This is a genomic window from Burkholderia sp. WSM2232, from assembly GCF_000472545.1.
Lineage (GTDB): Bacteria > Pseudomonadota > Gammaproteobacteria > Burkholderiales > Burkholderiaceae > Paraburkholderia.
The window spans coordinates 240596-252813 of record NZ_KI421432.1; the positions used below are offsets into that span (position 1 = coordinate 240596).

The 12218-nt window shown below is 63.2% G+C and carries 10 protein-coding genes; 4 read left to right on the forward strand and 6 right to left on the reverse strand.

The annotated features are described in order from the left end of the window. Positions 1-10: 10 nt before the first annotated feature. Positions 11-1180 (reverse strand): extracellular solute-binding protein, encoded by a 1170-nt coding sequence (locus F757_RS0130900; RefSeq protein ID WP_035467731.1) that lies wholly within the window; start codon positions 1178-1180, stop codon positions 11-13. 295 nt (positions 1181-1475) lie between these two features. Then, on the reverse strand, positions 1476-2426 hold the full coding sequence (locus F757_RS0130905) for an SMP-30/gluconolactonase/LRE family protein (protein WP_027214715.1): 951 nt from the start codon (positions 2424-2426) through the stop codon (positions 1476-1478). Between the two features lie 635 nt (positions 2427-3061). On the opposite strand from F757_RS0130905, the gene F757_RS0130910 reads away from it, so the two are divergent. Further along, the gene (locus F757_RS0130910; protein WP_027214716.1) at positions 3062-3766 is read left to right on the forward strand and encodes a helix-turn-helix transcriptional regulator; all 705 of its coding nucleotides are present in this window, start codon (positions 3062-3064) and stop codon (positions 3764-3766) included. On the opposite strand, the gene F757_RS0130915 is transcribed toward F757_RS0130910, so the two are convergent. After that, the gene (locus F757_RS0130915) at positions 3750-4067 is read right to left on the reverse strand and encodes a hypothetical protein (protein WP_013342506.1); all 318 of its coding nucleotides are present in this window, start codon (positions 4065-4067) and stop codon (positions 3750-3752) included. The genes F757_RS0130910 and F757_RS0130915 overlap by 17 nt on opposite strands. Positions 4068-4221: 154 nt before the next feature. Here F757_RS0130915 and F757_RS0130920 point away from each other — a divergent pair, with 154 nt between their 5' ends. Then, complete coding sequence (locus F757_RS0130920; protein WP_027214717.1) at positions 4222-4815, forward strand: acyl-homoserine-lactone synthase; 594 nt, start codon at positions 4222-4224, stop codon at positions 4813-4815. 383 nt (positions 4816-5198) lie between these two features. Continuing rightward, on the forward strand, positions 5199-5678 hold the full coding sequence (locus F757_RS0130925) for a universal stress protein (protein ID WP_027214718.1): 480 nt from the start codon (positions 5199-5201) through the stop codon (positions 5676-5678). Positions 5679-5709: 31 nt separating this feature from the next. Here the strand turns inward: F757_RS0130925 and F757_RS0130930 are convergent, their stop codons facing one another. The 3 genes from F757_RS0130930 to F757_RS0130940 form a co-directional block, all read right to left on the reverse strand. After that, positions 5710-6099, reverse strand: coding sequence for a response regulator (locus F757_RS0130930; protein ID WP_027214719.1), 390 nt, complete (start codon positions 6097-6099; stop codon positions 5710-5712). Between the two features lie 226 nt (positions 6100-6325). Continuing rightward, positions 6326-8902 (reverse strand): 2-oxoglutarate dehydrogenase E1 component, encoded by a 2577-nt coding sequence (locus tag F757_RS0130935; RefSeq protein ID WP_027214720.1) that lies wholly within the window; start codon positions 8900-8902, stop codon positions 6326-6328. A 231-nt stretch (positions 8903-9133) separates the two neighbouring features. Further along, positions 9134-10774 carry a methyl-accepting chemotaxis protein gene (locus F757_RS0130940; protein WP_027214721.1) on the reverse strand — a complete coding sequence of 547 codons (1641 nt, stop codon included), beginning with the start codon at positions 10772-10774 and terminating at the stop codon, positions 9134-9136. A gap of 635 nt (positions 10775-11409) precedes the next feature. Between F757_RS0130940 and F757_RS0130945 the strand changes: the two genes are divergently transcribed. After that, complete coding sequence (locus F757_RS0130945) at positions 11410-12066, forward strand: helix-turn-helix domain-containing protein (protein ID WP_027214722.1); 657 nt, start codon at positions 11410-11412, stop codon at positions 12064-12066. The last annotated feature ends 152 nt before the right edge of the window (positions 12067-12218 follow it).

Here is a 12218-nt window from a genome sequence, read left to right on the forward strand (position 1 = left end):
TCAGCAATGGCTACTTGGTCTTTTGCGCGCCCACTTCCGTGTCCCACTTCCTGAACGCGGCGACCATTGCCGCTGCATTGAGCGGCAAGACGTGCGGGCGTTCGGCCAGCAGCTTTGCGTACTCAGGGCGTCCGTATTTCTTCAGGACTTCCTGGCTATGCGCGGGAGCCTGTGCCTCGGTGAGGCCCTTGATCGCCGGGCCAGGATAGAAGTAGCCGTCGTCGTAGGTCATGGCCTGCTGCGCGGGCTCCAGCATGAAGTTCATCAGCTTGTAGAGCACCTCGAGTTTTTCCTTCGGCACGCCCTTCGGGATCACCATGTAGTGCGCGTCGTTCACCCACGTCATGTTGTCGAACGCCTGCACGCGAAAATCGGCCGGCACGATGCCCAGCGCGCGTGGATTGATATCCCAGCCGGTCACCGTGACCGTCATGTCGCGCGTGCCCTCGCCAAGCTCCTTCATGACCGCGGAGGTGCCGCCCGGATAGTACGGAATGCATTCGTTCAGTTGCTTGAGGAAAGCCCAGGTCTTGTCCCAGCCGTTGATGGGGTCTTGCGGATTCTTGTCGCCGAGTACATACGGCAGGCCCATCAGAAATGTGCGGCCAGGCCCCGAGTTCGCGGGACGTGCGTAGATCAGCTTGTCCGGGTGGGCTTTGCACCATTGCAGTAGTTGCTCCGGCGTCTTCGGCGGATCGCTGACTTTTGCGGGGTTGAATTCGAGGAGCGGTCCGGCCGGCATATACGCGACTTCGAGACCGAAGCCCTGCGCGAGCTCCTGCATCTTGCGCGGACCTGGCGCGTATTTGTCGAGCACGCCGGGGAATTGCGCCGCATTGTCGGGCAGCAGCTTCGTCCACAGGTTCTGTTCGATGCCGGCCGCGAGTGCGTCGGTGCCGGTCAGCACGAGGTCGATGTCGGAGCGGCCGGCCGCCTGCATCGCCTTGATCTTGCCGGGCAATTGCGGCGCGGGTGCGTTCGTGTAGGTGATATTGGCGACGAGGTTCGGATACTTCGCCTTGAACGCCTCGAAGCCCTTTTGCGTGAGTTGAAGATCGCCGGCCACGTCGACGATATTGAGTGTGACCGGATCGGCTGCATGCGCGGCCGATGCGAATGCGGCGCTCGCCGCGAGACATACCGACACCAGCCCGAGCGACAACCTGCACGAAACAGTCATTGCGTCTCCTCGCTTCTTGGTATGAAGTCCGCCGGTCGACTACCCCTTGCGTCTTTGTCTCTTTCAACCACTGCAACATAGCGAAGCGGCATAGCCGATGTCAAGCAAATACGCGTGAGCGCGTTTCATGCACTGATCTGCGGGCGCGGGCTTCAATCGTCGATGACCTGGTGCGGCTGTGTCAGACGCAACCCCGGAGGCCAACGCCTGGGGGCAAACCCCGACTCGCCGACTCGCCGGGTGGAGCAGAAAGCATGAGGCGGCACGCCGGCGTGCCGCGTTGCGACGCGCGCACTCAGCCTCCCCTCACGCCTTGCATGTTCACATACAGGGAGTAGAGGCCGTGACTCGCCGCCATGAAAAGCCGGTTGCGATGACGTCCGCCGAAGCACACGTTCGCGCAGCGCTCCGGCAACGCGATGTGCCCGAGCGGCTCGCCTTGCGCAGTGAAGACGCGCACGCCGTCGAGCTCGTCCGTGCCCATGCCCCAGCCGCACCAGAGGTTGCCCTGGATATCGACGCGAAAGCCATCCGGCGTACCGGGGCCGGCGTCGATCAGCACGCGGTTGTTCGCGAGCGCCGCGCCCGCGCCCGCGCCGCTGGCCTGCACATCGAACGCACGGATCTTGCGCGGCGCGCCTCGCGATTCGACGACGTAAAGCACGGACTCGTCAGGCGAGAACGCGAGGCCGTTCGGTCCGAGTATGTCGTCGGCGACCACGCTCACTTCGCCGGACTGGCCGTCGATGCGGTATACGCACGCCGGCAATTCCGATTCCTGCTTCTCGCCTTCGTAGAAGCTGTCGATGCCGAACGTCGGATCGCTGAACCAGATGGAACCGTCCGACTTCACCACCACGTCGTTGGGCGAATTAAAGCGCTTACCGTGGTAACGATCTGCCAGCACGGTGATCGAGCCGTCGTATTCGGTGCGGGTCACGCGGCGCGTCAGATGCTCGCAGCTCACCAGCCGGCCCTGCCGGTCGCGCGTATGGCCGTTCGCATTGTTCGACGACTGGCGAAACGTGCTCACGAGGCCGCTCGCTTCGTCCCAGCGCAGAATCCGGTCGTTGGGTATGTCACTCCACAGCAGATAGCGGCCGTCGCCGAACCATACCGGCCCCTCGGACCAGCGCGCGCCCTGATACAGACACTCGACAGACGCCGACGCAAGAATCAGCGACTTGAAGCGCGGATCGAACACACGCACGGAAGGGTCGGGGTAACGTCGGCTGTTGTCGGTCATGCTGTCTCTGGAGAGTTGGATCGATGTGCGACGCGCGCGCGCCGCATCGGCGATCTTCGCATGATGTTCAGACGCCGTCGAACCTGACAGCGGCAACGCAGGCAACATGCCGCGAGTCGCGCGAAGCGGCGCAACCACCTGCGCGCACAAAAAGCTCGCGAAGCCTTCGCGTCAGCGGCGAAACGCTCACATACGGACAATAGCTTTTTGTATGACAATAGCGCTTGCGTACTCGGTTAGCACATGAAAAGCGGATAACCGGCAAATTCGCGAAGCCGGCTAAAGCAGCCATTTAGCCAATAAGGTTAATTTTTTGCCCACTTTATGGGCATAAGGGAATGGCGGATTTGAACTGCGTCATACGCGGCCTGCCGCCGCCCAGCTACCGGCAAGTCATGCAGTAGGCCGGGCGCCCCGGCCTGCAACGCCCGGCGGGGCAATAAACCGTCCCGCAGCCGCGTTCGAACCAAGCCGGCTAAATGGCGCAAACAAGGGGGACGCGCCGCCTTTGCAAAACGGTTTTTGGTGATAGATTGTGCGGAATAAAGCAGTGCACAAAAAACCTACGCAAATAGCCGAATTGAATATTTGCGAGTCTGAGAGAGTCGAAATTGTCGCTACATTTTATCGAGCAGATGGCACCGCTACTGAACGCCGCCGACGAGGCCGAGTGGTTCAGTGCAGTGGCGGAGCTCGCCGAGACCTGGGGATTCGACCGGCTTCTGATCGCGATGCTGCCCCGCCCGACCATGCGTCTGGAAGACGCATACGTTCGCAGCACCTATGCGCCTGCGTGGCGCCGCACCTACGACGAGCAGGGCCTCGTGCACATCGACCCGACGGTCGCGCATTGCGCGACGCGCTCGACGCCGCTCGTGTGGTCGCCGGAAATATTCACGACTGCGCCGCAGCAGTCGATGTATGAGGAAGCCCGAGCGCACGGCTTGCGCGCCGGCGTGACGCTGCCGATTCACGGCCCCAACCAGGAAGCCGGCATGATGTGTTTTGTGAACGACGCCAGTCCGACCGACACCTTCTGGCGTCATATCGACGTGGTATTGCCGAATCTGGTGTTATTGCGCGACCTGGTGATCGACACCAGCCAGCGCCACGTGCATACGCACGCGCAGACACTGTTGCCGAAGCTCACGCCGCGCGAACGCGAGTGCCTTCAATGGACCGCGCGCGGCAAATCCACTTGGGAGATTTCTCATATCCTGAACTGTTCGGAAGCCGTGGTGAACTTCCACATGAAAAATATCAGGACGAAACTCGGCGTGAATTCGCGGCGCGCGGCGGCCGTGATTGCGACTCAACTGGGACTTATTGACCCGGGTTGAGCAATGCGGCGGCGTCGCGGCTGTGCAGTACACGCTCGGCACGGCCGAGATCTGCGTCGGAAACCGTCTTGGTGAAATAAAGGCCCAGCAGAATGGAAACCGGCGCCGGGATTTCCGCGCCCGACTCGAAGCGGCTGCCGCGCGACTGCGTGACGCCGAAACGGGCCCAGAAGCGCCGCTGGCTCTCTTTCTTTTTCTTGCGGTAAGCAATGATGAGAACCCGGTCCACGCCCGTGGAAGGCTCCGCCGGACGCGTTTGGAGGCCGGTTTGCGGTTGCCAGTGATTGTCGAGAAGTTCCATTTTCGTGTCCCGTCGGTTGAGTGCTGTTCCTGTCTCAAATTCTGCGATATCCGATAAGCATGCACACCTATCCAGGTAGATAGGTGGCGGAACGATTCAGAATGCATAAGTTTTCCTGCGTATTGGTTTCCCCCAACACGTTCAGGAGAACGTCATGCAAACAGCGATACGGATTGGAATGCGTCAGGAATTCGACAACGAGGACATCAACGAGATGTACCGCCTGCGGGCGCGGGTGTTCCACGGCCGGTTGGGATGGGATATTCCGACCATAGCGGGCATGGAGATCGACGGCTACGACGCGCTGGGCCCGCATTACATGCTGATCCAGGGCGACGACCGGAAGGTGCGCGGCTGCTGGCGCCTCATGCCCACAGAAGGCCCGAACATGCTGAAGGACACGTTCCCGCAACTCCTGCACGGTGCGGCGGCGCCGGTTGGGCGGCACATCTGGGAGCTTAGCCGCTTCGCAATCGACACGAGCGGCGAGGAGAAGTCGTTCGGCTTTGCGGATCTGACGATGCAGGCTATCCATGAACTCGTGACCTTCGCGGACCGCATGGGTATCACCCGCTATGTGACGGTCACGACCACGCCTATTGAACGGCTGCTGCGCAAGACCGGCATTGAGATCAGCCGGCTCGGCTCACCGCTGCAGATCGGCGTGGAGCGCGCGGTGGCGTTGGATATCGCAGTCAGTCCGAAAACGCGCACGGCGCTGTTCGGGCCGATAGCCGCTGCCGCTTAGCTGATCAGCGGCTTCGCTGTTGCGCCGCCTGGCCGCCCGCCGTCGGCCAGGTGCGCCAGTCACGCGTGCTCGCGTCGGAGGATGGACTTCAGCAGGTCGAGGTAGACCTCGTCGGTCAATGCTTCTGTTTGTGGTGGTCGTTCATCGGCGAGGCGCATCCCGCTTGCCGAAGCAGACGGACGTTTCGAGCAAACAATTGGAGGAACTCGCTGCCTGTCACGCAGCGCCGGAAGTGGGAAAAGCGGCGGCGCTTCGCTCTCGAGACCGGCCAGCGGAACACCAGTCTCGTCAAAAATATGTGAACGGGTTGATTTACATCCTGTCCGAACGCGAGATGGACAGTAATGATGGAAACTCTCAACCTGACGTGGAGTGGACCAGACATGTACACACGCATTATTGTAGCCGTCGACGGCAGCCAGACTTCGCGCCGCGCATTCGAGGCGGCGCTCGAGCTTGCCAGGTCCACGGGCGCCGTCTTGCAACCCTTCTATGTGATAGAGAACACCCCGCTGTATTTCGAGGCACCGGGCTACGACCCGGCGGTGCTTCGCAACAGCCTCATCGAACAGGGCAAGGAACTCGGTGCGCAGTTTGCGCGCGAAATGGACGCGAAAGGCGTGAAGGGCGAGATACTGGTAAGCGAAGCAGCGTCGCTCGACGATGTCTCTACCGCCATACTGAAGGCCGCCGCGGACTTCAACGCCGACCTGCTGGTGATGGGTACGCATGGCAGGCGCGGATTCCGCCGCCTGATTCTTGGCAGCGTGGCCGAGCGTTGCTTGCGTCAGGCGGGCTTGCCGGTACTGCTTATTCCGTCGGCGGCCGGCAGGTCGTCGGACGATGCGCACGCGCCATCCTGAACGCACTTGCCGGCACATGCGGCGACCGGCGTCACGACGGGCTACCCCGCTGCAAGGTGCGGTGAGTCACGTGGTCTTCGAGCAGGCGCCGCATCGTGGCGAGCAGCACCGGGCCTTCCACGGGCTTGCGCAGGAACCCGTCGAAGCTGACAAAGGCGGGCGGGCTCGGCTCTCCCGATACGAGTATGAACGCGACGTCGGCAAGACCGGGCAGCGTGCGCAAGCGGTGACATAGCTCGCTGCCCGACATGACCGGCATGCGCCAGTCGGCAACCACCACGTCCACGGGCGCCGCAATGAACTGCGCAAGCGCCGACTTGCCGTCGAGCGCCGTCTTGACTTCATAGCCTTCGGCCGCGCAGATCGCGCTCCATGCGTCGAGCGCGCCGGCGTCGTCATCTACAAGCAGTACGGTTGCCATGTGCAATTGTCCTATCGCTTCGACAACCTGCTTCGCAACCCGCATGCCAAAGCGCGCGGCCCGCCTCGACAAACCAGCGGGCACACAGCAGTCAGGCAAGCAAAGCCGGAACCGGCGAGGACTGCCGTCGGCGGCAGGACAACCAGCGCCGGCGACATCCTCGTCCGTCGTTAACAATAGCAACTGAACGGCGACCCTGCCGGCAAACTGCCTGGCGTATGCACCGTCAGGCGCGCCCGAGGGCAAGTTCGACCAGACGCTGCTGTTCGTCGCGATGCGCGCGTATCGACGAATGCGCGCCCGAGGGGCTCTCGCGCCGGCACACGTCGAGCAAGCGGCAGTTCGCGGGAATGGCCTGCTCGAGGTCGTCGCGCACGAAATGCCATGCGCCGTGCTTCTTTTCTTCTTCCTGCGCCCACACCACTTCCGCGAGCTTCGGGAAAGCGGCGAGCGCAACCGCAAGCTCACTTGTCGGGAACGGGTACAACTGCTCGACGCGGACCAGCGCGGTTCGCGTGTCGCCGCAAGCATCGCGGGCCGCCTGCAAGTCGTAGAAGAACTTGCCGCTCGACAGCACGACACGCGTCACGTCTTCGGGCGACGCCACAGCGCTGTCCTGCAACACGGGCGCGAACGCGCCGCCGGTCAGCTCGCCGAGCGGCGAGTGCGAGCGTGCATTGCCATACAGCTGGCCTTTCGGCGACATCACGACAAGCGGCTTCGGGTCCGCGCTCAGCGCCTGCTCGCGCAGCATGTGGAACCATTGCGCCGAGGTCGACGGCATCACGACCTTCATGTTGCCGCCGGCGCACAATTGCAGAAAGCGGCTGACGTAACCGGTCGAATGCTCCGGACCTACGCCTTCGTGGCCGTGCGGCAGCAGCATCGTCAAACCGGACGGCTGGTCCCACTTGTACTCGCCCGCGGCAATGTATTGATCGATGATGACCTGCGCGCCGTTCACGAAGTCGCCGAACTGCGCTTCCCAGATCGCCAGGTGGGTGCTCGTCCGCACGCTATAGCCATATTCGAAACCGAGCACGGCCTCCTCGGTGAGCGGCGAATTGACGATGTCGAACTCGCCTTGATGCACGCCGAGGTTTTGCAGCGGCACATACGGTTCCAGCCCGCCGGTAGTGTCGCCTTGCGAATGCCAGACCGCATGCCGGTGCATGAACGTGCCGCGGCCGACATCCATACCGGAGATGCGCACGCTATGCCCGTCGTCGAGCAGCGTTGCGTAGGCAAGGTTCTCCGCAAAGCACCAGTCCGCAGCGGCGGTTTCGTCGGCAACGCTCTTGTGCCACTTCGCTGTCACGTCGCGCACGAAGTCGTGCAACCGCAACTGGGGCGGCGTGCGGGTCAATGCCGCCGTGAGCGACTGGAGGCGCGCGAGCGTTACCGGCCGCGTGCGCTTCGTCCGCTTGCCGCGCGGCCGCGACAACGTTTGCGCAGCCGGCGCCAGAAGCTTCTTCAACGCATCTGCGCGTAACACCTCCAGCGGCGTTTCTTCACCGAGGGCCGCGTGATAGAGCTCCGTGACCGTCGGATGCGTCGCAATCGCCGCCTGCTGCAACGGCTGGGTGAGCGCGGGAATGTCGTGCTCGGAGTGGCCTAGACGCCGGTAGCCGATCAGATCGATCACCACGTCGGCCTCGTGCTCCATCCGGTATTGCAACGCGAGCTTCGCGGCACGCATCACTTCATCCGGACGGTCGGCATTCACGCGGATCACGGGCGCGTCGATCATCCGCGCAATGTCCGTGCAATAGGAATGCGCTTCGGCATCCATCCGGTTAGGCGTCGTGAAGCCGATCTGATTGTTCACGATCACGTGGACGGTGCCGCCCAATGCATAGCCCGCCTTGCGCGTCATGTTTAGCGTTTCCATCACGATGCCCTGCCCTGCGAACGCGGCGTCGCCGTGCACCACGAGCGGCAGACAGCCGAAGCCGCGATGCTCGTCCTGATACGCGCGCGCCATGCCGCTCACGACCGGATACACGCTTTGCAGATGCGACGGATTGTGCGCAAGGAAGATTGCGACCTCGCCATGGGGCGTCTTTTTGACAGTGCTGCCGCCGAGGTGATAAGGCAGATCGCGCTGTGCAGCCGCGGCATCGGATTGCGGATCGAGGCAGGCGACGAGCGTCGCCGGGTCCAGACCCAGGACGTTGACGAGCACATTCAGTCGCCCGCGATGCGGCATGCCCGCGAACACCTGCTGAACGCCATGAGCCGCGGCCTGATCGACAATCGCTTCGACGAGCGGCACGAGGGCCTCGCAACCTTCCAGCGAGAAGCGTTTTGCATGTTCGAACGTCGCCGCCACGTGACGCTCCCACATCTCCGCGGCCACGAGGCGCCGCAGCAGAAAGCGCCGCTGCTCGCGCGCCGGCAACGGCGCGAGCTGCCCGGCCTTCAGCCATGCGGACAATTGTGCGCGGCGCTGTGTGTCGCGTATGCCGGTCAGGTCGAGGCCGATTGCGCCGCAATAGACGCGTCGCAATTGCCGCTCCAGTTCATGCACGGCAGCCGAGGGCGGCAGCAGCGGATTTTCGACGCCGATCGGCTGCGCCGGTTCGAGTCCGTGGAACACGGGGTCGAGTTCGGACACCTCCGGCACGGGCGTGAGACGTAGTGGATCGAGCGAAGCCTGACGGTGACCGAGCTGACGGAACGCGTCGATAAAGCGCCGGACTTGCAGCGTCCGCGCGACCGAAGCCAGATCGCCTGCCGGTTCGAGAACCGCGCTGGCCGGCGAGCGTGAAAGAACAATCGATTCGGAAGAGACGTGGGACATGTTGGGTAGCGTGCGGAAGAAATCGTTAATTGGATTTCGCTGTCCACGTCCGCATGCCTGGGGCAACGCCCCTCGACGGCAACGCGGCGGCCGGCCGCGACTCTCGGCAGACAGCGAAACGGCAAGGAACGCAATGCGGATTCGGGCTTGCAGTAGCGCTCCGTCTTCTGTTTCTTATCGAGCCGGCCCGCGCGACCGGCTCGTGTCTCCGTCCGTTGCCTGCCTCGACTTCTACTGGGCCGTCGCGAGCCACACACCCGCATCGCTCATGTCGTTCGCGCGATGCACATGCGAGTCGCGCGCGGCGCGGCGTGCTCCGGCCACGTCGCTGTCGAGCTTGAAGGTGCTGACGGTGTGAGTGAGTTGCTGCGCCTGGTCCTGCAGGGCCTGCGCCGCTGCGGCGCTTTGCTCGACCAGCGCGGCGTTTTCCTGGGTGACCTTGTCCATCTGCGTGACCGCGTGGTTGATCTGCTCGATGCCTTCGCTTTGCTCCTTGCTCGACGAGCTGATCTCGGCGACGATCTCCGTTACATGGCGAATGCTCTTGACGACTTCGCCGATGATCTGCCCGGCTTGCTCGACCATCTTGCCGCCGGTGCCGACCTGATTCACCGAGTCGGCGATCAATTCCTTGATTTCCTTCGCCGCAACGGCGCTGCGCTGCGCGAGGCCGCGCACTTCGCTCGCGACCACCGCGAACCCGCGGCCGTGTTCACCGGCGCGGGCCGCTTCCACGGCGGCGTTGAGCGCGAGAATGTTGGTCTGGAATGCAATGCCGTCGATCACGCCAATAATTTCGACGATCCGGCGCGACGATTCGTTGATCGCGCTCATCGTGCTCACGACCTGGTTCACTGCGTCGCCGCCCTTTACCGCGACGTCCGAAGCGTTCGACGCAAGCTGGTTTGCCTCGCGTGCGTTGTCGGCGTTCTGCCTGACCGTCGACGTGAGTTCTTCCATCGCGGCCGCCGTCTCTTCCAGCGAACTCGCCTGGTGCTCGGTGCGGCTCGACAGGTCCATATTGCCGCTCGCCACTTCGCGCGTCGCCTGGCTGATCGTTTCGGTGCCCTGCCGCACTTGCGCGACGATGCTGTGCAGATTGCCCGTCATGCGTTCGAGCGCGGTCAGCAGGCGCCCCACTTCGTCGGTCGAATCGATTTGCAGGCGATGCGTCAGATCGCCGGCCGCGACCGCTTCGGCGAGCACCACCGCGCGGTTGATCGGCCGCGTGATGGTGCGCGTGATGAAGATGCCCGTGGCAATTGCGATGACCGTTGCCAGCAGCGCGAGCAGAATCATCTGCAGCTTCGCCCGGTGTGCCTCCGAGACGGCATCGGCCACGTCGCGTGCCATGCGCTCGGCCTGCACGTCGACCATTTTGTCGACGAGCACGTAATAGGCCTCCTGCAGCCGCGCCATGTCGCCCTGGTAGACGTCGCGCGCCTCCTGCTGCTGGTTCTTGCTGACGAGATCGAAAAAGCTCTTCACGCTCACGCCGTAGGCCGAACGCGCGTCGAACTGCTGCTTGAAGAGGGACTTGGTTTCGTCGCTCGTCAAATGCTTCTCGAGCTCGCCATAGGCTTGCGCGTTCGCTTTGCGGATGGCCGCATAGTCGTCCATGTACTGCTTCGCCTTTTCCGGCGACGTGGTCAGCAGCAGATTGCTGAGAATGCCGTTTGCCTTATAGCCGTTGCTCTTGATCTGATTGCTGAGCGCGATCAGCGTGTAGCGATTGCTGACGATCTCGTCCATCTTCGTGTTAGTGGACTGCAAGTGCTCGATGCCCACCACGGCCGTGCCCACCAGCAGCGCGACCATCAACGCGAAGGCGGAGCCGAGCCGAACCCCGATTCTTAAATTTGAAATCTTCATCTGTCTAATTCCTTACCCCAACAGCCTGATCAAAATTGTCGCGAAGTGCCCCGCGGGGGCGCGGCGACGCGTCGCCGCTGCTGCGCTTCGGCGTGAACATTCCGCCCCTCAAAGATGGCTCACCGCATGACGCCAGAGGCCGGCTTGCGCCGTTGGGGGGACTTTCCCGTCCGCCCTTTTCCGCTGCCGTCGAATTCCTCAGAAGATATGACGACACAAATTCCTAAACCTTGAGAGCAGCTCTTGTGAGAAAGTAAAAAATTTGCCAAACGTTTGCGAGCGCGTTGAAAAGCGCCTATTGGCACGAAAGGATGAGCAAGGCTGTTTGCGATGAGGACGACGCTTTCGGACGCTTCCGCCGAACCCCCGCGAATCTGACGCCGCTCAATGTGCCCGGACGCGCGAGCGCGGCATTTTGCCGCTAAACGGGGGACAGAGCCGGTGGGACAATCGGTCATTACCCCCCTGACATTGGCTCAGACATGCTTAATTCCACCGCCGTTGCGCACGCCGCGGATTCCGCGCTTCCCCCCGCCCCAGCCGTCAGCGCGCCGCCGCGAGCGCCCCGCCGGCCGGCCCCGCGCGGCGCCGCGCGCACCCACACACGCAGCGCCGCGCGCTGCTCGAGTTGCGCGATGCGGCAGCTTTGCATGCCGCAAGGTCTGTCGACCGACGAGCTCTCGAAACTCGAAACGCTGATCTGCTCGGCGCGCTCGGTCCATCGCGGCGAAGCGCTCTATCGCAGCGGCGACCGTTTCGACAATCTGTATGCGGTGCGCTCCGGTTCGATGAAAACCGTCATGGCGCACCGCGACGGGCGCGAGCAGGTCACGGGCTTGCGGCTCGCGGGCGAGGCGCTCGGGCTCGACGGCATCAGCGAAGACCGGCATGCGTGCAGCGCCGTCGCGCTCGAGGACAGCACGGTGTGCATCGTGCCTTACACCGCGCTCAAGTCGCTGTGCCGCGAAATCGGCTCGATGCAGGAGCGCCTGCACAAACTGCTCGGCGAGCAGATCGTGCGCGAAGCCGCCCAGATGATGGTGCTTGGCTCGCTCTCCGCGGACGAACGCGTCGCGGCTTTCCTGCTCGACGTATCCGAGCGCAACGCGCAGCGCGGCTATTCTTCGGCCGAATTCAATCTGCGCATGACGCGCGAAGACATGGGCAGCTACCTCGGCATGACGCTCGAGACCGTCAGCCGCACCCTGTCAAGATTTCAAAAACGCGGCCTGATCGACACGCAAGGCAAACACATTCGTATCGTCGATCTGGACGGCTTGCGGCAGGTTTGAACCGCACTGGTGAGGCACGGCCCGCGCGGCCGCGCCCGCAGTCGCGCGCGCCTGCGCCTTGGTTCCACGCTTTTCCGGTGCGCCTTTCGGCTTGGCATGCTATCTGCGAGCGGGTACAGTCTTTGTTTAGTCCGTCCCCCGCAAGGAGCCCG

Excerpts from the sequence above, each read along its gene's own strand:
- F757_RS0130900 (WP_035467731.1), bottom strand. The coding sequence starts at position 1,180 with ATGACTGTTTCGTGCAGGTTGTCGCTCGGGCTGGTGTCGGTATGTCTC.
- F757_RS0130905 (WP_027214715.1), bottom strand. The coding sequence starts at position 2,426 with ATGACCGACAACAGCCGACGTTACCCCGACCCTTCCGTGCGTGTGTTC.
- F757_RS0130910 (WP_027214716.1), top strand. The coding sequence starts at position 3,062 with ATGGCACCGCTACTGAACGCCGCCGACGAGGCCGAGTGGTTCAGTGCA.
- F757_RS0130915 (WP_013342506.1), bottom strand. The coding sequence starts at position 4,067 with ATGGAACTTCTCGACAATCACTGGCAACCGCAAACCGGCCTCCAAACG.
- F757_RS0130920 (WP_027214717.1), top strand. The coding sequence starts at position 4,222 with ATGCAAACAGCGATACGGATTGGAATGCGTCAGGAATTCGACAACGAG.
- F757_RS0130925 (WP_027214718.1), top strand. The coding sequence starts at position 5,199 with ATGTACACACGCATTATTGTAGCCGTCGACGGCAGCCAGACTTCGCGC.
- F757_RS0130930 (WP_027214719.1), bottom strand. The coding sequence starts at position 6,099 with ATGGCAACCGTACTGCTTGTAGATGACGACGCCGGCGCGCTCGACGCA.
- F757_RS0130935 (WP_027214720.1), bottom strand. The coding sequence starts at position 8,902 with ATGTCCCACGTCTCTTCCGAATCGATTGTTCTTTCACGCTCGCCGGCC.
- F757_RS0130940 (WP_027214721.1), bottom strand. The coding sequence starts at position 10,774 with ATGAAGATTTCAAATTTAAGAATCGGGGTTCGGCTCGGCTCCGCCTTC.
- F757_RS0130945 (WP_027214722.1), top strand. The coding sequence starts at position 11,410 with ATGCGGCAGCTTTGCATGCCGCAAGGTCTGTCGACCGACGAGCTCTCG.